17 protein-coding genes, 2 tRNA genes and 1 other RNA gene are annotated in these 21,309 nt (G+C 58.3%); 13 read left to right on the forward strand and 7 right to left on the reverse strand.

The window, feature by feature from the left end:
- The first annotated feature begins 9 nt into the window (after positions 1 to 9).
- Positions 10 to 1,140: an acyltransferase gene (locus QSJ36_RS01090; RefSeq protein ID WP_285466207.1), complete on the forward strand. Its 1,131-nt coding sequence runs from the start codon at positions 10 to 12 to the stop codon at positions 1,138 to 1,140.
- 64 nt (positions 1,141 to 1,204) lie between these two features.
- On the opposite strand, the gene QSJ36_RS01095 is transcribed toward QSJ36_RS01090, so the two are convergent.
- Positions 1,205 to 1,657, reverse strand: coding sequence for a hypothetical protein (locus tag QSJ36_RS01095; RefSeq protein ID WP_285466209.1), 453 nt, complete (start codon positions 1,655 to 1,657; stop codon positions 1,205 to 1,207).
- 2 nt (positions 1,658 to 1,659) lie between these two features.
- Here QSJ36_RS01095 and QSJ36_RS01100 point away from each other — a divergent pair, with 2 nt between their 5' ends.
- The 4 genes from QSJ36_RS01100 (at position 1,660) to QSJ36_RS01115 (ending at position 3,949) form a co-directional block, all read left to right on the forward strand.
- Positions 1,660 to 2,895 (forward strand): hypothetical protein, encoded by a 1,236-nt coding sequence (locus QSJ36_RS01100; RefSeq protein ID WP_285466211.1) that lies wholly within the window; start codon positions 1,660 to 1,662, stop codon positions 2,893 to 2,895.
- 1 nt (position 2,896) lies between these two features.
- Entirely contained in the window at positions 2,897 to 3,295 is a 399-nt protein-coding gene (locus QSJ36_RS01105) for a hypothetical protein (RefSeq protein WP_285466213.1), read from the forward strand.
- A 62-nt stretch (positions 3,296 to 3,357) separates the two neighbouring features.
- Positions 3,358 to 3,597 (forward strand): hypothetical protein, encoded by a 240-nt coding sequence (locus QSJ36_RS01110; protein WP_285466214.1) that lies wholly within the window; start codon positions 3,358 to 3,360, stop codon positions 3,595 to 3,597.
- 196 nt (positions 3,598 to 3,793) lie between these two features.
- Positions 3,794 to 3,949: a hypothetical protein gene (locus QSJ36_RS01115; RefSeq protein ID WP_285466215.1), complete on the forward strand. Its 156-nt coding sequence runs from the start codon at positions 3,794 to 3,796 to the stop codon at positions 3,947 to 3,949.
- A gap of 593 nt (positions 3,950 to 4,542) precedes the next feature.
- Here the strand turns inward: QSJ36_RS01115 and ssrA are convergent.
- Positions 4,543 to 4,902, reverse strand: a transfer-messenger RNA (tmRNA) gene (gene ssrA, locus QSJ36_RS01120).
- A gap of 81 nt (positions 4,903 to 4,983) precedes the next feature.
- Positions 4,984 to 5,060 (reverse strand) — tRNA-Arg (locus QSJ36_RS01125).
- 214 nt (positions 5,061 to 5,274) lie between these two features.
- Here QSJ36_RS01125 and QSJ36_RS01130 point away from each other — a divergent pair.
- Positions 5,275 to 7,425: an ATP-dependent DNA helicase RecQ gene (locus QSJ36_RS01130; RefSeq protein ID WP_285466217.1), complete on the forward strand. Its 2,151-nt coding sequence runs from the start codon at positions 5,275 to 5,277 to the stop codon at positions 7,423 to 7,425.
- 247 nt (positions 7,426 to 7,672) lie between these two features.
- Positions 7,673 to 7,765, forward strand: a tRNA-Ser gene (locus QSJ36_RS01135).
- Between the two features lie 281 nt (positions 7,766 to 8,046).
- On the opposite strand, the gene sucD is transcribed toward QSJ36_RS01135, so the two are convergent.
- A complete protein-coding gene (gene sucD / locus QSJ36_RS01140; protein ID WP_022397860.1) occupies positions 8,047 to 8,934 on the reverse strand; it encodes a succinate--CoA ligase subunit alpha in 888 nt (295 codons plus the stop codon).
- A 21-nt stretch (positions 8,935 to 8,955) separates the two neighbouring features.
- Positions 8,956 to 10,137, reverse strand: a complete 1,182-nt coding sequence (gene sucC, locus QSJ36_RS01145; protein WP_022397861.1) for an ADP-forming succinate--CoA ligase subunit beta — start codon at positions 10,135 to 10,137, stop codon at positions 8,956 to 8,958.
- 202 nt (positions 10,138 to 10,339) lie between these two features.
- Here sucC and hisD point away from each other — a divergent pair, with 202 nt between their 5' ends.
- The 6 genes from hisD (at position 10,340) to QSJ36_RS01175 (ending at position 17,397) form a co-directional block, all read left to right on the forward strand.
- Positions 10,340 to 11,638 carry a histidinol dehydrogenase gene (gene hisD, locus QSJ36_RS01150; protein ID WP_285466221.1) on the forward strand — a complete coding sequence of 433 codons (1,299 nt, stop codon included), beginning with the start codon at positions 10,340 to 10,342 and terminating at the stop codon, positions 11,636 to 11,638.
- A 22-nt stretch (positions 11,639 to 11,660) separates the two neighbouring features.
- A complete protein-coding gene (locus QSJ36_RS01155; protein WP_102727484.1) occupies positions 11,661 to 12,305 on the forward strand; it encodes a TetR/AcrR family transcriptional regulator in 645 nt (214 codons plus the stop codon).
- Between the two features lie 23 nt (positions 12,306 to 12,328).
- Positions 12,329 to 13,225 carry a hypothetical protein gene (locus tag QSJ36_RS01160; protein ID WP_102727485.1) on the forward strand — a complete coding sequence of 299 codons (897 nt, stop codon included), beginning with the start codon at positions 12,329 to 12,331 and terminating at the stop codon, positions 13,223 to 13,225.
- Positions 13,226 to 13,451: 226 nt separating this feature from the next.
- Entirely contained in the window at positions 13,452 to 15,119 is a 1,668-nt protein-coding gene (locus QSJ36_RS01165; RefSeq protein WP_022395992.1) for a tetratricopeptide repeat protein, read from the forward strand.
- 78 nt (positions 15,120 to 15,197) lie between these two features.
- A complete protein-coding gene (locus tag QSJ36_RS01170) occupies positions 15,198 to 16,790 on the forward strand; it encodes a hypothetical protein (RefSeq protein ID WP_022395993.1) in 1,593 nt (530 codons plus the stop codon).
- Positions 16,791 to 17,106: 316 nt separating this feature from the next.
- Positions 17,107 to 17,397, forward strand: a complete 291-nt coding sequence (locus QSJ36_RS01175) for a hypothetical protein (RefSeq protein ID WP_146018110.1) — start codon at positions 17,107 to 17,109, stop codon at positions 17,395 to 17,397.
- A 225-nt stretch (positions 17,398 to 17,622) separates the two neighbouring features.
- Here QSJ36_RS01175 and xseA read toward each other — a convergent pair whose 3' ends face one another.
- Together xseA and QSJ36_RS01185 are read right to left on the reverse strand one after the other, a co-directional pair.
- A complete protein-coding gene (gene xseA / locus QSJ36_RS01180; RefSeq protein WP_102728363.1) occupies positions 17,623 to 18,987 on the reverse strand; it encodes an exodeoxyribonuclease VII large subunit in 1,365 nt (454 codons plus the stop codon).
- 3 nt (positions 18,988 to 18,990) lie between these two features.
- Positions 18,991 to 21,153: an AMP-binding protein gene (locus QSJ36_RS01185; RefSeq protein ID WP_285466229.1), complete on the reverse strand. Its 2,163-nt coding sequence runs from the start codon at positions 21,151 to 21,153 to the stop codon at positions 18,991 to 18,993.
- Positions 21,154 to 21,309: the final 156 nt, after the last annotated feature.

Below are 21,309 nucleotides of genomic sequence, written 5' to 3' on the forward strand. Positions count from 1 at the left end.
AAAATGTCCATGGTTGAAGAATACTCTCCGGACACGGAGCCGGAAAAGGCGCAGGCTACCCGTCCGGGGGCCGTTCCCGGGACGCCGCCGAGGGAATGCTGGCTTGACCTGGGCAGGGTGGTTGGCCTGTTCTTCATCGTCCTTTTTCATGCTGGGGGAAGCGGGGCGGAATTCCCTCTCTTCTTCCAGCGGGTGCCTTTTCTGTTCATGGCGGCGGCCTACTTTGTGGGACGCAGGAAAATGTTCGACTGGCGTCATTCCCCGTGCAGGTACGTTTTATTTTATCTGGCATGGAACGGCGCGGCTTTTCTGGAAGCGTTCTTCAGGCATTGGATTTATTTAAGCCTGGGCCATTCAAGCACGTGGGACTGGAGCAGCCTGCCCTGGAAACTGACGGGAGTGGGAACCACCTTCCCCTACGACGGCCCCCTGTGGTTCCTGAAATACGTGATGGCGCTGAGCCTGCTCTCTCCGCTTTTATTTGCCCTGGGAAAAAGGAAGCTGCTGATTCCCGCGACGATAGCCGTTCTCTTCTCCGTAGTGCTGTTTCCGGAGATCAACGCGCTGTTTTCCGACCCTCCCCGGGTTCCGTGGGCGGACTCCCTGGCTTTTTTCATGCTGGGGTTCTGCCTTTCCTCCCTGACGCTGGGCGAGATTAAGCTGTTCCTGAAAAAAATAAGTTACTTTTCCCTTCCCGCGTGGGCGGCAATAGCGTGGATGAACCATGGCGGCGTCATCTCCACGGAAACCCTGCACACCATCCCCTGCTGGATTCCGGGGATTCTGGGACTGGGCTCCCTGTGCGTTCTGCTGGCGGAAAAGACGTTCTTTCGTAAAATCGCTCAGGCATGCGCTCCCCTCTTTTTCTTCATTTATGCCGTCCATTGCCTGATCCTTCCCTGGTTGATGCCGCTCCTCTCGAGAATCCTTCCTGAAGAACTTCCTTCTCCCATGATTGCGGCGGTCCTGGTATTTGCGGGAGCATTCTTTCTTCATCGGCAGGTGGTCCGGCATTACCCCGGCTGGGAATACCTGATCTTTGCCCAAAAGCGGAAAAAGCCGCCGATTGACGGAAAGGAAAAAGAGAGGTTTGCCGCCGGCACCCTCCGCTCCGCCTCCATGAATGAACCCCGTCTTTAGCGGTCTTCTTTTTTTCCTGTGCCTTCTGATCGGGGAATTGGGAACCTGCATGCTTGAGAAGCCATCATCTTTTCAGATGAGCCTTTATTGATGCTCTTTTTCCAATTTCTCCTCCACCGCGCTCAATATCCATTCTTCCACGGACAAGCCTTTCTTGACGGCCATATTTCTGGGCAATAACGGTTTCATCCAGTCCCGACGTTTCACGCAGGATGATATTTTTCAGGAATGGGTAGAAACTTTCAACGAAGTGGGCAGCACGCGTTGCCGTCTTATCCGATGAACGGAAAGTGCTCCAAAGCTGGGTGTGGCTGGACCAGGCCATCAGCTCACCTGTAGAGGAAGGGAAATCATTCCTGGAATCCAGGGATGCGGTTGCTCTGACCGTGGAAGCAGCCACCGCCCAGGAAGGGCGCGGGTTTTTCACCAGCCAGAATTTTCGGAGTTCACGATGGTGGACGGGATGGCAGTGGCGTTGTTCAACCACTTCACGACAAGCAATAACAAAGAATAACAAGCATGAATAAAATTACTTCTATCAATGGGATTCTCCTGACTCCTCTGAATGAATGGAGTGAGCATGTGGAGAATGAAACTGCGCATGTTACAGAGGAAGAGCGCACCGCATGGAACGCCAAGGCGGATGCCGCCGCTCTTTCTACAAAAGCCGACGCGTCTTCCTTCAATGCGCACAAGGAAGATGCCGCAGCCCACATAACGGTTAAAGAACGCGAAACGTGGAATGGCAAGCAGGACAAGCTGACAGACGAAGCGGGCAACATGACGCTGGACGGCGGCTTGACTGCGGAGGGGACGATCAACGCCAACGGGGGCATCAATATTCCGCTTACCGTGGGAGCGCAAACAGGCACGGCAGCCGTGAACCGCTTATATGCAGCAGGGCTGGCCGGGGCTACGAATGTCTACACGATGCCTTATTTTCCTGACACTTCAAAAATTGTGACTACTGGCTCAGCAGTCACGGCCATATATGTTCCTTACCATTATGCGCGCGTTACGGTGCCTGCAAATAAAACCAGCTCCATCAAGTTTCCCTTTCTGGGGCTCTACGGCGGGTGGAACTACAGCAACTTTGCGGGGTTTTCTATATCCCTGCATAGCTACACTGCTCTTAAATTGACTATTGGGCTGGGGGCTGGAGCCAAAACCTACAGAAGCGATTTAACTCTGGACTCCTATGCTCTCATTCCCGGCAATGACCTCGCTTATGCAAATGGAGAAATTCTGGATATTACGTTCGATGCAGTCAGGGATACCGTTCGCAATGGTTACACTATTATAGTGCGGGAAATTTATGCGGAAATAACGACACAAAAATGGAAAGTTAAAACCACTACCAGCTTTGTTCCAGCAAGCCATAATGAGCTGATCCCAGCTACGCTTAATAAAATCATCTATCAGCAAAGCCAACCGGCTTCTTATTCCAAAGATTATGATGGCGTTGGCTCTCTCTATCTGATGCTGGGCGGCAGTCAGCAAGCCTCCCTGTGCAAAATCGCTGCCGTTCGTGGGCTTCGGTCCTTTGAAACTTCGTTTGGATTCAATTCTTGCTATGTGGATTTAGCGAAAGTCGATAGTGGGACTGCGGTTGTAGAAATTGGCTCTACAGAGCGCACGCTTTATCAGCCAAATAACATCAACCCGGTTGCAATGGCTCTCGGTGCAATAGCTGCGAACACCATTGTTTCTGAAGTAACTGAAGACTTTGTAGATATTAATACCCCCTTAGCATAATATGAATAACGCAGAAATACAGATACAATTCCCCCAGCCTGGACAATGGGGGGACTTCACCCTGACGGCTATTTACCGGGACGCGGACGGCTATACCCGTACTGACCACTACAAGCAGGAGGACCTGCCCGCTGACCAAGCCCCGGCAATGGAGGCCGTCGTGACCGCGCTGGTAGGGCTGGCGGAACCATGGAAAGCCGTCCAGGTGTGGGCGCGTCTGGATGAATACGTCAATCTTGTCCGGCATCCTGATGAGCCTGCATCTGGTGGGAGCGTCTGCCTGACCGTGGAGGTTATTAATGACCAGGGAGGACGCCGGACATTTACCTCTTGTGACTACCCGGAATTCGCCATCCAGGACCCTGCTGCCGTGGCGTTCTTCAAATACTTCGTAGAGTAAAATCATGCGCAAGTTAAATGGCGAGCAAAAAAGGGCCGTCCTTGACGGCGGGGAAGCAGGGCATGAAAAATGCCTACGGAAAAAGCAAGGCTAAAACCGGCCTGAAATGGTGGGAACGCCTTCTGTGGGTGACCCTGGCAGGAGCGGCCTATGCAGCCTCCGCCCTGCTGGGCGGTTGCGGACATAATGTGGACTTTACCCAGGACCGCACGGAGGTTTGCAAAGGCGGCTCCTGCCTGGTCATTAAGCAGGGGCATATCTCCCGCTCCCAGGCTCACGCTGCCCGTCGTTCAATATCCTGAAAAAGTAAGACCATGTGCACTAAAGCCCACGCTGCCTGAACCTTTTAAGGGGGTATAAGCCCGAATTGGTCATGTTCGTGGGCTTTATTGCCCGTGGCTTCCCGTACCACGGCATGCGCGCCTGCATGGATGCGCGGACGAAGGCCCTCACACAAATCAACATGAGGCTCTTGCAACTTGAACGGCATATCGGAAAATGAATATCGCTTTAGACATCGGACACGCCAACAACACGGGCGCCCGTGGAAACGGGCGTGAAGAATACGCTGTGGCCAAGACCATTGCCGGTCATCTGGCCCCCATGCTGCGGGTCCAGGGGCGCGCCGTCACCGTCATCGACTCCCCCGTTTGAGCGGCGACGACCTTGTCCGCCACCGTGAAGGCCATCAATGCGGGGAACTACGGCATATACCCTCCGTTCGCTCTGACTCTTCGGGCTCCCCCTACAGCCCAAGGGGATCGCATCTGCTACTGCCGTAGCTACCATGATGACGGCGCCTATACGGATTCGCTGAGAGTAAAAGCCTTGGCCTCATCCCTATCGCTGAGCCGCTCTGCAAGCTCCTGCGGGGTCTCCCTGACAGCTCCTGCTGGTTCAGCAAATCCAGCCTCTGCGCCCTCCGTGAAACGGTACCGCCCGCCATGCTGGTGGAATGCGGCTTCTTTTCCAATCCCGGAGAGCCAACCGCAAATACAACCGACTCGTCGGCCTCTCCTGATCTTCCAGCAACCATGCAAATGCCCCTGTTCCGAATCAGGGAACAGTCCCCCCGAAGCCCTCTCCCGCCCACCACCGGGGAGGGCTTCTTCATGCCTGCAAAACACACCTCCGACTGCAAGACATTGTTTCCAAAACGAATTTCAATGTCTTGCAGTTTGTCTTGCAGTTTTATAAAAACAAAAACCGCAAGCATTCTTTTTCAAACGCTTGCGGTTGTTTTGAGATGGTGGAGGCGACGGGAGTCGAACCCGTGTCCTGAAGGCCGTTGATGCCGGCATCTCCATGTTCAGACGCATATTGCTGCTTTCGCGGCCGCTTCGTCATGCGCCAACTAGGCAGGCTCGCTAGTTGCCTGTGGAAGTCTCGTGCGTTGCGCGGCAACCCCGCATTGCACCAGCCTGCTGAATGTTCGTCGTCCCCTCTAGCAGGCGTTGAGGTTCTGACGCGGCTGAACTAATTAGGCAGCCAGAGCAAGGTCGTTAGACTCTGCATTTATTTTTTTAATCGGCTTTTTAGAAGGCCAGCCGATTAACCTTCACATGCAGCCAGCACCTCAGACTTCCAGTCGAAACCATGGCGCCCCCATATGTATTTACCGGTAGAGACAAAAAATCCCGCCATGGCGTTCAGGCAGGAATTATTTTATTTACCGGTGGTGATGCAAGTGGCACGCCCGTAGGGATTCGAACCCCAAACCTTCTGATCCGTAGTCAGACGCTCTATCCAATTGAGCTACGGGCGCTTTGACTTGCGTCGTGTACCGCGTAAGCGGTGAGAGGAATATAGGTTTTTCTTCGGGAAAGTCAAGATGTTTGTAAGATGATTTGAGAAAAAAATCTCATTTTTTCTCTTCCCGGGAGAGGAGTCCTTCAAAGACAGGCCGTTGATTCCGGAGCGCAGAAAGAGGGGAAAGGCGTTGCGTCACGGAATGGGCTGTGGCACACTGAACGGAGAAAATGAGCGAGTTCAAGGTGATCAGGTCGCCGATGGAGGCATTGAAGGAGTACTTCGGCTTTTCCAGTTTGAGGGAGGGGCAGGACCGCGTGGTGGCTTCCATCATGGAAGGCCGCAACGTGCTGGTGGTGATGCCCACCGGGGGAGGGAAATCCCTGTGCTACCAGCTTCCCGCCTTGTGCCGGGACGGGGTCTGCCTGGTGGTCAGCCCGTTGATCGCCCTGATGAAAGACCAGGTGGACGCCCTTGCCGCCAGAGGGATTCCCGCCACCATGATCAACAGCTCCCTGAGCTTTCCTGAACAAAGGGAACGCCTGGCCGGCATGAAGGACGGGGCGTTCAAGCTGGTGTATGTGGCTCCGGAGCGTTTCGGCCATGAGGGGTTCATGCGTGCTCTGGCGGAGGTGGACGTGAATATGGTTGCCGTGGATGAGGCTCACTGCCTGAGCCAGTGGGGGCATGATTTCCGTCCGGATTATTTGAAGCTGGGCAGGGCTATTGAAACGATGGGGTGCCCGCAGGTAGCGGCTCTGACCGCCACGGCCACTCCCCGCGTGCGGGAGGATATTCTGGAACATCTGAGGCTGGATGACCCGGTGACGATTGTACGGGGGTTTGCGCGGGAAAACCTGCATTTCCGCATTACGGCTTGCGATACGCACAAGGACAAGTACAAGAGGCTGTACGAGCTGGTGAAGCGCCATAAGACGGGTATTATCTATTGCTCCACCCGCAAAAAGGTGGAGCAGGTCTATGAAGCTCTTTCCGAACTTGGCCTGAACGTGACGGCTTACCACGCGGGCATGACGGATGAGCAGCGGGAAGAGGCCCAGAACGCCTTCATGAACCGCCATGCGGACATCGTCATTGCCACGAATGCGTTTGGCATGGGCATTGACCGTGCCGACGTCAGGTTTGTGGCCCATTTTGAGGTTCCCGGCAGTGTGGAGGCCTATTACCAGGAAGCTGGCCGTGCCGGCCGCGACGGGGATGAAGCCTATTGCGAGCTTTTGTTCAACCACGCGGATTTGCGGACCCAGGAGTTTTTTATTGAGGGGGTGAATCCGGGCGTTCCGCTGATTGTGGAGCTGTACGAGTTGTTAAGGAAGCATTGCAGTGCGGAAACCCACGATGTGGCGTGGTCCATGGAGGAAATGGGGGAACGCCTCAAATGCCGGAATGCCATGCAGGTGGGGGCCGCCCTGTCCGTTCTCATGCGTAATGGCGCGATCAGCCGCCATGACGTTCCGGGGCAGCGCGTGAAGCTAACCAGAGTGACGGACCCCGCCGTAAGCGGCTTGAAGATTCCTCTGGACGAACAGGCCCTGCGGGAAAAAGAGGTAAGGGACCGGGAAAAATTGAAGGCGGTGACGGAATTCGCTTATTCCTCCGGCTGCCGCCAGCAGTGGATATTGAATTACTTCGGGGAGGAGGACAGCGCCCCCTGCGGCCGGTGTGACCAGTGCATGACGCTGGGTGTGGAGGAAGGCCAGTCCCTGGGTGAGGAGGAAAACAAGATAGTGCGCCAGGCATTAAGCGGAATTGCCCGCGCGTCCGTGCGCATGGGGGACGGTTCCTGGCAGGGAAGATGGGGGAAGACGAAGATCATCCAGATGCTCAAGGGGGCGAAGAATCAGGAGATTTTAAAAACTTCCCTGGCTCGGTTGAGTACGTATGGCATCCTTTCCCGGTGGAGCGAGGACGACATCCGCCAGTTGTTCCGCGCCATGCAGATGGCGGGCCTGACCAAAATGAGCGGAGAAGCGGACCGCCCCCTGATTACCCTGAGCCCGAAAGGTAATGAAGTGATGATGGGGCGGAAGGAAGCCTCCATGATTTGGCCTCTTGCCCGCAGAGGAAAAGCTTCTGCCCCCTCGGGACAGACCAGGGTGCGCTCCACGGGGGATTTGACGGCCCTGGGCGAGTTTGATGAAGACTTGTTTTTGAAATTGAAGGAGCTGAGGAATGAACTGGCCCGTGAAGCCGGGATTCCGGCTTATGCCGTATTCCACAATTCCACTCTGGAAGGGCTGGCGCGTCTGAAACCCACCACCCGCCGAGGCGCCATGAATGTTCACGGCATCGGGGAGCAGAAGGCTGCGAAGTATCTGGATGATTTTCTGGAGGTGATTGCAGAGCATTGCGAAGTTTAAAAGGTTTTCTGAACCGCTTGTTTCGTTTCTATACTGCCTTGAGGGGAATAATGACCCTTGTTTTCTTCTGGTCTGGCCGTTGCCTGGAGCCGGAAGGAAATTCCAGGGGAGGATTGAGTTAAACCCCAGTGAGGAAAAGCAACCGGCCCGCCAAGATATCTGCCGGGAGTAATTCCTGCCTGTATTATTTATGTATTGACTTCATTTGGGGAAGTGTGTAGTTTCTTCTCCACACATTACCCAAGACGGAGCGGTGGCTGAGAGGCTGAAAGCACTCCTTTGCTAAAGGAACGTACTGGCAAAACCGGTACCGAGGGTTCGAATCCCTCCCGCTCCGCCAAAATCTTTCATTTTTTAAGAGCCTGCACTTCAATGTTGCGGGCTCTTTTGTTTCTCCGGTGGTGCATTTTTGAGTGGCAAAGCCAGCAGATTCCGTATGGGAGGCTTTGATTTGATATTTTATGTTTACCGGTTATTTTTTTAGATTAGGTCTAAGTAGTGAGAATGATCCAACTGTAGTTCGGGCAAAATCTGCGTTACGGAATCAACTTCGTTTTTCCATAAAAAAAGCGCCTTCCGGTAAGGGAAGGCGCCTGAAAGCGAATTGATGAAGAAGGGGGCTTACATGCCTTTGTTTTTCATGGCTTCCGCCAGGGCGGCGCCCATCTGGGCGGGCGTCTTGGCGACCACGATGCCGGCTTCCTTCAGGGCTTCCTGCTTGGCGGCGGCGGTGCCTTTGCCTCCGGCCACGATGGCGCCTGCGTGGCCCATGCGGCGTCCCTTGGGAGCCGTGGCGCCTGCGATGAACGCGGCGACGGGCTTTTTGCAGTTGTTCTTGATCCATTCGGCGGCTTCTTCTTCTTCCGAACCGCCGATTTCACCGATCATGATGAAGGCGTCCGTGTTGGGGTCTTCCGTGAAGAATTGAACGGCCTGCTGCTGGGTCATGCCGTGGACGGGGTCGCCGCCGATGCCGATGCACATGCTCTGGCCCAGGCCCATGTTGGTGACCTGCCAGACGGCTTCATAGGTGAGCGTGCCGGAACGGGAGACGATGCCGATTCTGCCGGGCTTGAAGATGTAGGCCGGCATGATGCCGATCTTGCAGTTGGCGGCCGGGTTGACGATGCCGGGGCAGTTCGGGCCGATGAGGGTCACGTCCTTGTCCTTCAGGAAGGCTTTCACCTTCTGCATGTCCTGCACCGGGATGCCTTCCGTGATGCAGACGATGAGCTTTACGCCAGCGTCAGCGGCTTCCATAATGGCGTCCGCGGCGAAGGGCGGCGGCACAAAGATCATGGAGGCGTTGCAGTCCGTGGCTTTTTTGGCTTCCGCCACGGTGTCGAAGACGGGGACCTTGCCTTCAAAGAGCTGGCCGCCCTTGCCGGGGGTCACGCCGGCGACCACGTTGGTGCCGAAGTCCATGCAGTTTTTGGCGTGGAACGCGCCGGCGCTGCCGGTGATGCCTTGCACAACCAGACGGGTGTTTTTGTCAATGAGAGATGTCATTGTCGTAATAAATAGTGAGGGTTATTTGACTGCTGCAACCGCCTTCTGGGCGGCTTCGTCCAGGTTGTCGGCAGGGATGATGGCAATGCCGCTGTCTGCGAGGATTTTCTTGCCGATTTCCACGTTGGTGCCTTCCAGGCGGACGACGAGCGGGATTTTCATGTCAATGTTTTTCGCCGCGGCCACAATGCCCTGGGCGATGACGTCGCAGCGCATGATGCCGCCGAAGATGTTGACCAGAAGTGCCTTCACATTCTTGTCGCTGGTGAGGATGCGGAACGCGTTGGTTACCATTTCCTCTGTGGCGGAGCCGCCCACGTCCAGGAAGTTGGCGGGTTCGCCGCCGTAGTATTTGATGATGTCCATCGTGGCCATGGCCAGCCCGGCGCCGTTTACCATGCAGCCGATGTTGCCGTCCAGGCCGATGTAGTTCAGGTCATATTTGCCGGCTTCCACTTCACGGGGGTCTTCTTCCGTTTCATCCCGCATTTCCATGATTTCCGGGTGGCGGTACAGGGCGTTGTCGTCAAAGTTGAATTTGGCGTCCAGGGCGCACACGCGGTCGTCCGTGGTGACGACGAGGGGGTTGATTTCCACCAAGGAGCAGTCCAGCGCGGTGAAGAGCTTGTAAACGTTGGTGATGAGCTTGGTGGCCTGGCGCAGCAGGGGACCGGTCAGGCCCAGGGCCACGGCGATCTTGAGCGCCTGGAAGGGGAGGATGCCCAGGGCCGGGTCAATGTGTTCGCGGATGATGGCTTCCGGACGGGTGGCGGCCACTTCTTCAATGTCCATGCCGCCTTCCGTGCTGGCTACGATGACGGGGCATTCACGGGCGCGGTCCTGGAGAATGGCGAAGTAGCATTCCTTTTTCAGGTCCACGGCTTCCGCCACCATGATCTTGCTGACCAGCTTGCCGGTTTCCCCGGTTTGCTTGGTGACCAGAACCTGGTTGAGCATCTTGCCGGCTACGTCTTCCACTTCCTCCACGGAGTCAACGACATGCACGCCGCCCTTGAAGCCGTTTTTGAAGGTGCCTTTGCCACGGCCGCCAGCGTGTACCTGTGCCTTAACTACGTATTGGGAAACGCCCATGTTCCGGGCTATTTGTGCTGCTTCCTGAGCAGTGGCGGCGGCAATGCCCCTGGGGGTAGCCACGCCAAAGCGCTCAAAGAGTTGTTTTGCTTGATATTCGTGAATGTTCATGACAGTGGGCCGTTCGGCCAAATGTTTGCGAAAGAAAGGCTATGCCTGTTTTTTGTGCCGGTCAAGGGAGAATGGTTTGGTCTTTTGATTTTTTGTCCGGGAGATTCATGGAGTGCCTTTGGAAATCAAAGAGGACAGAAGGCTTGACTGCATGCTTAAAGATTGTGAAACTTCCTTCTCATTTTTCCGTATTATATCTTTTATGAAAATTTACCGTCCTTCCGACACCTGCTTTGACGAAATGAAGAGCCGGATGAACCGCCGCGCTCTCCCGGAGGATTCCGTAAGGGATACCGTTAACGCTATTATCCAGGACGTTTCCGCGCGCGGGGACGAGGCCCTTTTTGATTATGCCGCCAGGTTTGATAGGGTGCATCTGGATCCTTCCTCCCTGTTCGTGACGGAGGCGGAGCTGGCGGGGGCGGAAGCCGCCGTGGAGGATTCCGTGAAAGAGGCCATTGCCGCCTCCCTGGCCAACATCCATTATTTTTCAGACCGCAGCCGCAGGCAGGACTGGTCCGGCGTGAACGCCCAGGGTGTGGAGGTGGCGGAACGCTTCCTTCCGTATGACCGCGTGGGCATTTATATTCCAGGCGGGAAGGCTCCCCTGGTGTCCACGTCCATCATGACGGGCGGTTTTGCCCAGGCCGCCGGCGTGCGGGAGATTGTGGCCGCTACGCCCTGCGGGCCGGACGGGCGGGTGAATCCCGCTCTTTTATATGCATTGAAGGCTTCCGGCGCTACGGAGATTGTCAAGATAGGCGGAGCGCAGGCGATTGCCGCCCTTGCGGTGGGAACGGAGAGCGTGAAGCCGGTTGAGAAGATTTTCGGCCCCGGCAACCGTTTTGTGGTGGAGGCCAAGCGCCAGCTGGTGGGAGCCGTCGCCATCGACCTGCTCCCCGGACCCAGTGAGGTGATGGTGCTGGCGGATGAGACCGCAGACGCGGAGTTCCTGGCCGCCGACCTGCTGGCGCAGGGGGAACACGGTCCGGACAGCGTGGTGGTGTTCGTTACCACGTCGGAGGCGTTATTGGAACAAGTGGAAGCGGAGGTGGAACGCCAGGCCGCCCTGCTGAGCCGCGGTTCCATCATCCGGGAGGTGCTGGACAAGCACGCTTACGGTTTTCTGGTTTCCTCCATCCAGGAGGGGGTGGACCTGGTGAACGCCTTCGCTCCGGAGCATCTGGTGCTCGTCACGCGGGATGAAGACGCCGTGCTGGACGGCATCCGGACGGCGGGCGCCATTTATGCCGGCGCTTTTTCCACGGTGGCCTGCGGGGATTTCCTGGCAGGCCCCAGCCACACCCTGCCGACCGGCGGGGCCGGCAAGTCGTTTTCCGGCCTGCGGGCGGGCCAGTTCCAGCGGCGCACCAGCGTGGTGCGGATGAACCGGGAGGCCGTGCTCAAGTCCGCTCCGTACGTGGCGGAGTTCGCCAGAGTGGAGGGGCTGGACGCCCACAACCATTCCATCCAGGTCCGCGCCGCCCGCGTTGACCGATAATTCCAAACTTCCCCCACCCCCCATGAAACGACAGCAAGGAACCAAGGAACGATTGCTGGACGCGGCGGAGTGCCTGTTTGCCGAGCACGGCTATACAGGCACTTCCATGCGCATGATTTCCCAGCAGGCATCCGTCAACATCGCCTCCGCCAATTATTATTTTGGCGGCAAGGAAGGGCTTTGGAAGGCGGTCATGATGAAGTATGCGCCGCAGGCGCGGGATTTCCGGATTTCCATGATGAATGAGGCCATGGAGAAAGGCACGGTGCGGGCGCTGGCCCACGCCTATGTTTACCCTTCCTTCCACGGCCTCCTGCATGTGAAGCTGGAAGAACTGGGCAATTTCCCCCATTACCTGCGCCTGCTGGGCATCTGCCACGTGCAGACTCCGGAGATAGCGGTGGAGTATATCAAGGAGGTGTATTCCCCCATCCGCCGCCGGCTGCATGACTGCATCCGCACCATGTTTCCGGGCGCTTCCACTTACCAGGTTTTCTGGACGGTGCTGGCTATTGAAAGCATCATGATCGGCCTGCTGACCCGTTTGCGGATGATTGTGGAGCTGATGGAGAACAACCGGGTTCCCAAGGGCAGCGTGCAGGATTTGTTTGAGCTGATTGTCCGCCAGGTGGACGGGCTGATCCATTTGTGCGGGCAGCCCTCATAACCGTTTTACTGCCTCCGTACCCCATGTTCAAATCCCTCATCCGCACGTTTGCCATCGTGGCGGCTTTTATTGCGGGGTACATGATGCCCGGCCTGCACGTGTATAGCTGGACGTTCAAGTGGATGCTGATCGTGATGCTGTTTGTGACGTTCCTGGGCATCCGCTTCAAGCGGATGAAGCCGGAGCGCGCGCACTGGCTCCTGGTAGGGGCCAACCTGCTGATCGCCCTGGCCGCGTGGGGCGCGTGCCGCCTCGTTTTCGGAGACGGATACCTGGCGGAGGCCGCTTTCTTCGTGGGCATCATGCCCACGGCCACGGCGGCTCCCGTGGTGATGGGGCTGCTGGGCGGCAGCGTGGAGTTCATGCTGACGGCCCTCCTGCTGCTTAACGGCATTATTTGCGCTCTGCTGCCTTTCATTCTGCCGGCGGTCGTGGGGCAGGGCGGCTTTGAGATTTACCTGAACGTGGCCCAGAATATTTCCCTGGTGATGCTGCTGCCGCTGGTCCTGGCCCTGGCGGCGCGGCGTTTTTATCCGCGGGCCATTGCGTGGCCGCGGAAGCTGAAGGACGTCACCTTCGGCATCTGGGTGGTGATTCTGGTTTTGATCGCGGCGAACGCCTCTTATGATATTTCCTCCCGTGACGGCATTTCGGAGCGCGTGCTGGAACAGATCGGCGCAGTTTCCCTGCTGGTGTGCGGGATCAATTTTGGACTGGGGCATTTGCTGGGGGGGCGTACCCGTGCCGCGGAGTGCAGCCAGGCCCTGGGGCAGAAGAATACCACGCTGTCCATTTACCTGGCGCTGACGTATGCCAGCCCCATCGCCGCGCTGGGGCCTACGTTTTACGTGCTGTGGCATAATTTATGGAATGCCTGGCAGTTGTACCGGGCGTCCGAACGGAAGCGCAGGAACGGCTGACGTAAATTGCCGCGCATGGCCCGGAGAAAAGCGCCCGGCGGAAGGCGGAGAGAAGGGCCGGAAAGTGGGAAAAAGGCAGGAAAAAGCTTTCCCGGGCCGGTCCCGGGGACTGGCGGGGAAACGGTTGTCGTCGGCTGGTTTGTTCGCCTTCAGGTGCAGCGGAGATTTCCTCCCCATGCAAAAAGCTTGAAATTCAGGGAGCGCCGGGTAACGTTATGCACTTGTTATGCAGGCCCCTTCTCCTTTGAAACCCCTGTCTCCGCGCACCAAGTGGCTGATTGCCCTGTGCTTGTGCGCGCTCGTGATGCTGCTGGAGTTCCTGACGTACCATATGGCGTACCGCATCGGTTATGATGAAGGGATGCTGACCACACCGCCGGTGGTGGTGCAGAAGAGCGATGAAAAGGCCATGCAGAATTTATCCCGCTTCATGGCGGATGTTTTCGCTTCACGCGAGAGCTTGGCCGGCATTCTGGACAACCGGGAGGAACGCCTGGCATGGATCAGGGATCCGGAGTTGCGGACGGAGACGGCCTGGGGCCTCACCCGTGAGCTGATCAGCCGGGACGGCGTGGACCGCGCCCTTCCTGCGGCCAGGGAATTGATTGACGCCGGATATGCCTCCGGGCGCTACCGGGTGTGGGCCCCCCGCGCGGACGCCGTGGCCAAGGCCCTTCTGGCGGAGCACCAGTATTCCCCGGCCTACGGTTATTTGAAAACCGCCGTGGAGGGGTATGAGAAGGAGGGAATGGCCGAGCCGCTGGTGCGGGCCCTCCAGACCATGAGTTCCATTGACCAGATGCTGAACAGGAATGAGGAGGCGAACGTGCTGCTCCAGCGCGCGGTGGACGCCGCCGCCCATCTGGGGACGGACGCCCTCCCGGTCAGGTCCAGGCTTATGGCCGCCCAGGGCCGGCTGGCGCGCGCCACGGGGCGCATTCCGGAATCGCGCGCCTATTTCAAGAAGGCCCTGGCCCTGTGCCCCCAGCCGGACAAGACGACCGGTGACCTGGCCCTGGCGAGCATCAGCATGGGAGAAGCCATGCTGGAGGCCGGCAGGAAGGATGAGGCGCGGGAATTGTTTTTAAAGGGCCTTACCGGTTCGGAGAACGCCTCCTACTTGTTGAATGACTGCCTTAACGCCCTGCGCGGGCTGGCGCGCATTTCCACGGAGCAGGGGAATTATGAGGAAGCCCTGGCTTATCTTTACCAGGCGGAGGGCGCCGCCCGCGGCGTGCTGCCGGCGGACCATGCGTTCTGGGCCGGGCTGTACGATCAGAGGGGGTGGGTGAACATCATGCGCAAGGCCGCTCCGGAAGCCCGCGCGGATTTCCTGAAGGCGATTGCCAACAGCGCGGCTTCCCCCGTCATTTCCGCCCAGTCCCTGGAAGGGCTAGGCAAAGCGTGGCTGGATGCCGGGGAGGGGGACAAGGCCAGAGAAAACCTGCAAAAAGCCCTTCAACTGCGGGAATCCCATTTTGCCTCGGACGTCCTGTCCCTGGGCCGGGTTTATTATTCCCTGGGGCTCGCCAGCGATATGGCGGGGGACCGGGAAAGCGCCCTGCACGCCTATGCCGGAGCAGTGGATTCCCTGCTGAAATGCGGGGAGGGGCCGGAGCGCAGAAGCCTGCTGGTGCAGTCCTATTTGTGCAAGGCATACGCCCTGTGCGACGGAGAGCAGTGGAAGGAGGCCGTGGAAACTTTTGAAGCGGTGCTCCCCATGCTGGAGGGGGAACAGCGGTCGGAGAATTACAAGCAGCTTGGCCGCTGTTACGATGAACTGGGAATGAAGGAGAAGGCGGATGCCTGCTGGAAGGAATCCGGTTTTCCCCGCGTGCGCATGGCCTCTCCCGGGCGCAGGCCGTCCGGGAACGCCAGATCCTCCCGGCGGTAGGCTTCGGGCGGTCCTCGTAAGACGTTGCGAGGTGTTTATTTTGCTTGATTTGTGCCGCCTTTTTGGCTCAATGCCTGCATGAGTTCCGAGCGCCATTTTTCCAACAAGCCCTACCGCCCCTCACGCAAGAAGAAGTCTTATTGGAAGCCGGTTCTCTTTCTGGTGCTGCTGGGGGGGCTCTGGTTCGGCTACATTCAGTACTGGCCCACGATTGAAGGGTGGTTCAAGCCGACCATTCACGAGGTGCACAGCCAGACGCAGGCCATGGGCCATTTGCAGGGCATGCTGGCCTCCTGGAACGGTTCCGACGCGGAGCTGGCGCAGATGGCTTCCTCCGTGGACAAGCAGGTGGAATGGATGAATTCCCCGGAAGCGCGGGATTCCTTTGCGTGGCTGCTGGCGGTGGAAATGGACAGGCGCGGCATGCTGAAGGAATCCGAACCGATGCTGGCGGCCCTGCTGGAAAAGAAGCTGGCCGATTCCGCCTCCATGCCGGCGGAGGACAGGAACCGCCTGCTGGGCGTCAGCCTGAACTGGGCGCGGGAGTTTGCAGGCCGCAAGCATGACGCCACGGCGGAGAAGCTTTATGAAGTGATTTTGAAAAATACGCCGGAGGAGCAGGTATCCATCCGTCTGGCATGCCTGGAACCGCTGGCCCACTATGCGTATGACCAGGCCAGGTTTGAGCGTTTTTCCGCGTTGTGCAAGCAGGCCGCCTCCCCTGTCATGAGGAGCATGCTGAAAAAGCCGGAGGACGTGAAGAGCATGGTGAAGATTCTGCTGCTTCAGGATACTCTGCCGGACAAGACTACGGGGCAGCCCGGCGGCACAGGAAGCGCCATTGCCCGGGAACTGCTCACCAAATTCCGCCTGACCGCCAGTCCGGATATGGGCCGAATCATCCTGAACGAGCTGAATATGCCGCTCAATGCGCGCCGTAAGTATTCCCAGGCGGAGCTGAAAGCCATGGCTGACCAGTTGGAAGCCGCCCTGATCTGCTTTCGCGCCGCGGAAACGGAGATGGACTGCACGCCGGAAACGATGCTTGCCCTGGCGCGGGTAAGGATGCAGATGGGGGATTTGAAGGAGGCTTCCCGCCTGCTGTCCCGTGCGGAAGGGACAGCGATGACCCTGGGCGTGGATGCCCCGCGCATTCTGAGCGGTTCCAGCCTGAGCCAGGACATTGAGGCTCTGCGTTCCCAGCTTGAGAAGTACGGCCAGGCGGAGGCTCTGGTGAAACGGGCTTATGAGGACGTGAACATCGCCGCCGCCTTCCTGAAAGCGCGGGATTATGACCAGGCGATGAAATATCTGGACCAGGCGATGAAGGTGGCCCGTGAGAACACCACGTTTGTCCAGGCCCTCCAGCCGGTCATTCTGAATCTTCAGGCTGAGATAAGCGCGGGCAGAGAACAGTGGCCCCTGTCGGAAGCCCAGTATGGAAAGCTGGTTGAAGAATGGGATGCGCTGAGTCCGGAAGACAAGGCGAAGCTCCAGAATAATCTGGCCTCCATCCAGTCCGGAGACCTTTACAACAAAATTCACCGGAGCTGGGCTGACGTGTGTCTCAAGCAGAACCGGACCACAGAGGCCCGGCGGGTGCTGGCGAAGATAGGGGAAGCCCCGGCGGAAGAACCGGAAAAGCCTGCTTCGCGCCGCCGCCGCAGATAATTGAAGCCCTTTTCAGCAGGCTGACCCGCGCCCCCCTCCGCGGGAAGCGCCGCGGGCGACAGACGGCGGAAGAATGCCTTGGCAGCGTGCCGCAGGCCTTTGATCGGCTTATCCGGCACAGCCGCATTAGTGCCGGAATTGCTTTGCCGGGCCGCTCTTGGCTTTCCCGGGCGCGGATGGCGGAAAGGGGGCGTTTTGGTACAGATTGCCGCTTTCTCCGCCGCGCATGCTGCGGTATTCCCGCTTTCCGGACGGAGAACGGCTTTTTGATGTGATAGGAGTATACGCCACCTGTACCGGATGCAACGTTTCCGGTATGATTCAAGGCTCCGGGGAAGCTGAAAAAACAGCTTCCGCAGATTCCTCAGCTGCGGACTTTGGCTTTCTGCCGCACGTGGCCGAGAGCCCTTTTTCCGTGGATCATTTTTTCACGGCGGTCAGCGGCGGACTGACGGCGGGAACGCACGGTATATTTTGCGAAAATTTGGCTAACCGTAAGGTTCCCCTGTTCAAAAAGTGTGAAAATGTTATCTCTCACTCTCATCGCTTCCTGAAGCGCCGCATCAGCGCCCCCGTATTGAGAATCGGAGAAATAACGAGTGAATAAGCGCTTGTTCTTACAGATCGCCAACCGATAGCCTTGAAAGGCTGTCGTTTCGTAAGTGTAGCGGGTGATGTTTTTACAAGGCATATGTACAGAAGTTATGGGACCGGGTAATAGGAGCAGTGACAGGCTTCTATTAGGATAGGTTCCACTTCCTGTAAAATCCAGAAAAAACACAATTTGTTAGATTGAGTGCAAAAAATGCAATGCTAGGCTCTTGTGGACAGCCTATTGCGGTGTGTCATCCCTGACATAAAAACAGCCGTCGGAGACACGGACTTTCAATTTTTCTCCTGCATGTACCTGGTTCGTTTGCCGTATGAGCTGCTTATTCTGGTTTTCCACCAGGGCGTATCCGCGGCGCAGCGTTTGCTCCGGGCTGTGAGCTTCCAGCCGGGCTTGAATAAGAGCCAGTTGTGAAGAGAAGTCCGCCATGCGCACGGCGGCCGCATGGGCCAGTCCGGCCTGGAGGGAGGCCAGAAGCTGCGCGCGCTCCCTGTTGCGGTGGGTGGGATGGCGCATTTGTAATTGATGTTCCAGTTTGTTGATATGGAGCGTGTTTTGAAAAATGCGCGTGGCCGCGACATTCAGCAGGGTTTCTTCCATGTCGTCCAGGCGCTGGGCGTAAGGGGAGAGCAGGGAATCCGCATCCAACAGTTTTCCCCGCAGGTAAACATCCAGTTTCAGCTTGGAACGCAACAGGGAATGCCGTGCGGAGGCGTGCAGGGCCTGTTCCATTCTAGCCAGTTTGCGGAGCCATTCCGGACCGTCCGGCGTAGCCAGCTCCGCGGCCGCGGTCGGGGTGGGCGCGCGCAGGTCCGCCACAAAGTCCGCAATGGTGAAGTCCGTATCGTGGCCTACCGCGGAAATCACGGGAACGGTGCATTCGTAAATCGCGCGCGCTACCGTTTCCTCATTGAAGTTCCACAGGTCTTCTATGGAGCCGCCCCCGCGGCCCACAATGAGCACGTCCACGGGCGGCAGGCCGTTGAGAGGGGCTGCGGACCAGGCGCGCACGGCAGCGGCTATTTCATGCTCCGCTCCCGCCCCCTGGACGCGCACGGGCAGCAGGTAGGCTTTCACCCACGGGGCGCGGCGTTCCAGCACATGGCGTATATCCTGGATGACGGCGCCGGTAGGGGAGGTGACGATGCCGATGGCGCGGGGAAAGGCGGGGATGCCCTTTTTGCGTTCAGCGTCAAACAACCCCTCCCGCTGGAGTTTTTCCTTCAGTTCCAGAAAGCGCGCCTGCAGGTCTCCCTGGCCGGCGGCTTTCACCTGCCTGATGACCAGTTGAAGCTGGCCCCGGTCCGGGTACACGGTGGCGCTGCCCAGCACATGGACCTTCATCCCTTCCTGGAGCCGTACGGGGCATTTGGAAGCCGCAGCCTTGAAAAAGGCGCAGAAGATTTCCGCGCCCTGTTCCTTCAGGGTGAAGTAAACGTGGCCGCTGGTATGGTGCTTGACGTTGCTGAGCTCTCCCACCACCCACTGGGTCCCCACGGCAATGCTGACCGTATCCCTCAGGCGGTAAACGAGCTGTTTGACCGTGATAGGCCTGGGAGCGGCAGGCGTTTCCTCCGGGAATTCCATGGGTTATGGTTCAAAGGGAATGTTCAGCGCTTCATAAGCCAGCATCCTGCATTGCTTGATGTCCAGCTTGCCGGAGGGCAGCACCGGAATGTGCTCCACGGGAATGATTTCCTTGGGGCACCACAGGGCCGGGAGCCCCTGGTCAATCAGGCCGTGCCTGATGAGGGTGCGCGCCTGGTGCACGTAGTCCGTCACCAGGGTGGTGAGCAGGGCCACGGCCTCCCCCTTCACGGGGTCCGGAATGGTGACGACGGCTATCCGCCGTTCCTCGTCCGCCGGGTCCAGGTTCCAGATGTTCATGATAGCGGCTTCCAGGGCTTCATGGGGCACCATTTCCCCGCCTATCTTGGAGAAGCGGGAGATGCGGCCTTCAATTTTCAGGAAGCCGAATTCGTCCGCAGAACCGATGTCTCCGGTTTTCAGCCAGCCGTCCACGAAAATGTCGCGGTCGGCTTCCGGACCGCCCAGGTAGCCGGGGAAGATATTCGGCCCCTTCAGCCAGATCATGCCGGAGGTCGTCACGGGTACCACGCGGCCCGTATGCGGGCTGGTGATGCGTACGGCGATGCCGGGAAGCAGAGCGCCCACGGAGCCCTTTTTCATGCCGGGAATGAAGTCTCCGGCGGCGTTGGACGGGGCCGGGTCAATGAAGTTGACGGAGCAGACCGGGGAGGCTTCCGTCAGGCCGTAGCCTTCGCACGGAACGGTGCCGAACTTTTCCCGGAAGGCGGCGGAGAGCTCGTCCGGCAATTTTTCCGCTCCTACGATCAGGTAGCGCACGGTTTTGAAGGTGTCCGGCTCGCAGCGCTTCATGAAGCCGCGCAGGAAGGTGGGGGTGGTGACCACCAGGCTGATGCCGTACTGCTTGATGAGGGCGCCCAGGCGCTTGGCCTCCAGCGGGGAGGGGTAGGTGACCATGTCGTACCCGCCGATCATCGGGTACCACAGCCCGATCGTGATGCCGAAGCAGTGGAATACGGGGAGGCTGCCCAGGAATCTGCTTTGCGGCGCCAGCGTGATGCGGGAGGAACACTGGGAGATGTTGGAAAGGATGTTGTGGTGGGTCAGCGGCACGCCTTTCGGTTCTCCGGAGGAGCCGGAGGTGAACATCAGCACGGCTTCATCCGCGCCCGTGGGCGCATCCAGCCCCAGCTTTTTAATCATGAACCCCGCTGTAAGGAATTTGATGGCCACGCCCCAGCGTTTGGCGGAGCCCTTGAGCAGCGGAATCTCCCGCTCCATGAGGATCAGGTCCCGCTGGGGGGGCCACGGGAAGTTCTGGAGCTTGCGCATGAAGGTATCCGCCGTGATGAACCAGTCCACGCCGGATTGCTTCACGGAGCTGGCAAAGGCCCCCTCCGAGGCGGAATAATTGAAATTCACCGGCGTTTTTCCGGCGAACAGGCAGCCCAGGTTGGCGATTGCCGCTCCCTTGCCGGGCGGCAGAACGATGCCTACGCGGCGGTTCGTGGTGATCTTTTTCAGCCGTTTGGCAAAGGCCACGGAGATGGCCAGAAGCTGGCCGTAGGTCAGCGTGGTATCGTCAATGCCGTCGATCACCCGGCAGTCGGAATGAAGCTTTAGGCTGCGGAACAGCAGGGCGGACAGGGAGCCGTGCAACTGCGGCAGCGTGGCATAGGCCTGGGCGGAGCATTCCAGCCACGCGGAGGTGAGGCGCGCCGCCATTTCCGCCCCGGGAGCCAGCTTGGGGAGAATGTGCACCTGGATATCCGCCTGGGCGTCCGTATCCGCCTCCGCGTCCAGCACGGAGCTGGTGTAAAAGCCCGTGCATACCGGCACGGGGGAAATATGGAGTGCTTCCAGGGCCTTGATCACCCGTGGGGGAATGTGGCTGATGGAGCCTTTCACGTGGGCTACGGGACCGGGCAGGAATACTACCCTTCTGCCCTCGTTGATGCGTTCCATGATGGCGGAACGCAGGGCAATGGGATCGCTGCCGCCGGCCTGGAACAGGATGCCGTCCGCCTTGGTGGATTCCAGATGGGCGGCGGTGGCCGCATCCGGGGGGAGGCTTTCTTCCACCAGGTACGTCATGCGGTCCCTGCCCAGTTCCTTTTCGAACATCAGCAGGGTTTTATGAGATACTTTGTTGAAAATCAGCAGGTCGCCGGAGTCGGATAGATTGGAGGAACCAAAAATGGCCATGGGAAAAGGGGAAAAACTTGCTTGACGTATTCTAGCAACTTGCCGGGCGGGGAGCAAGGAGGAAAGAATACATCCCGCGCTGCTTTTGCTCCCTCCGGACCGGTCCCGGAATTTGTCCCTGGCTCCGGCATGCCTTTTATGGGAAGGATGTTGTTT

The sequence above is a fragment of the Akkermansia sp. NBRC 115031 genome (assembly GCF_030268505.1).
GTDB classification, from domain to species: Bacteria; Verrucomicrobiota; Verrucomicrobiia; order Verrucomicrobiales; family Akkermansiaceae; genus Akkermansia; species Akkermansia massiliensis.

Coding starts and splice junctions, on each gene's coding strand:
- QSJ36_RS01090 (WP_285466207.1), top strand. CDS start 10: ATGGTTGAAGAATACTCTCCGGACACGGAGCCGGAAAAGGCGCAGGCT.
- QSJ36_RS01100 (WP_285466211.1), top strand. CDS start 1,660: ATGAATAAAATTACTTCTATCAATGGGATTCTCCTGACTCCTCTGAAT.
- QSJ36_RS01105 (WP_285466213.1), top strand. CDS start 2,897: ATGAATAACGCAGAAATACAGATACAATTCCCCCAGCCTGGACAATGG.
- QSJ36_RS01110 (WP_285466214.1), top strand. CDS start 3,358: ATGAAAAATGCCTACGGAAAAAGCAAGGCTAAAACCGGCCTGAAATGG.
- QSJ36_RS01115 (WP_285466215.1), top strand. CDS start 3,794: ATGAATATCGCTTTAGACATCGGACACGCCAACAACACGGGCGCCCGT.
- QSJ36_RS01130 (WP_285466217.1), top strand. CDS start 5,275: ATGAGCGAGTTCAAGGTGATCAGGTCGCCGATGGAGGCATTGAAGGAG.
- sucD (WP_022397860.1), bottom strand. CDS start 8,934: ATGACATCTCTCATTGACAAAAACACCCGTCTGGTTGTGCAAGGCATC.
- sucC (WP_022397861.1), bottom strand. CDS start 10,137: ATGAACATTCACGAATATCAAGCAAAACAACTCTTTGAGCGCTTTGGC.
- hisD (WP_285466221.1), top strand. CDS start 10,340: ATGAAAATTTACCGTCCTTCCGACACCTGCTTTGACGAAATGAAGAGC.
- QSJ36_RS01155 (WP_102727484.1), top strand. CDS start 11,661: ATGAAACGACAGCAAGGAACCAAGGAACGATTGCTGGACGCGGCGGAG.
- QSJ36_RS01160 (WP_102727485.1), top strand. CDS start 12,329: ATGTTCAAATCCCTCATCCGCACGTTTGCCATCGTGGCGGCTTTTATT.
- QSJ36_RS01165 (WP_022395992.1), top strand. CDS start 13,452: ATGCAGGCCCCTTCTCCTTTGAAACCCCTGTCTCCGCGCACCAAGTGG.
- QSJ36_RS01170 (WP_022395993.1), top strand. CDS start 15,198: ATGAGTTCCGAGCGCCATTTTTCCAACAAGCCCTACCGCCCCTCACGC.
- QSJ36_RS01175 (WP_146018110.1), top strand. CDS start 17,107: ATGATTCAAGGCTCCGGGGAAGCTGAAAAAACAGCTTCCGCAGATTCC.
- xseA (WP_102728363.1), bottom strand. CDS start 18,987: ATGGAATTCCCGGAGGAAACGCCTGCCGCTCCCAGGCCTATCACGGTC.
- QSJ36_RS01185 (WP_285466229.1), bottom strand. CDS start 21,153: ATGGCCATTTTTGGTTCCTCCAATCTATCCGACTCCGGCGACCTGCTG.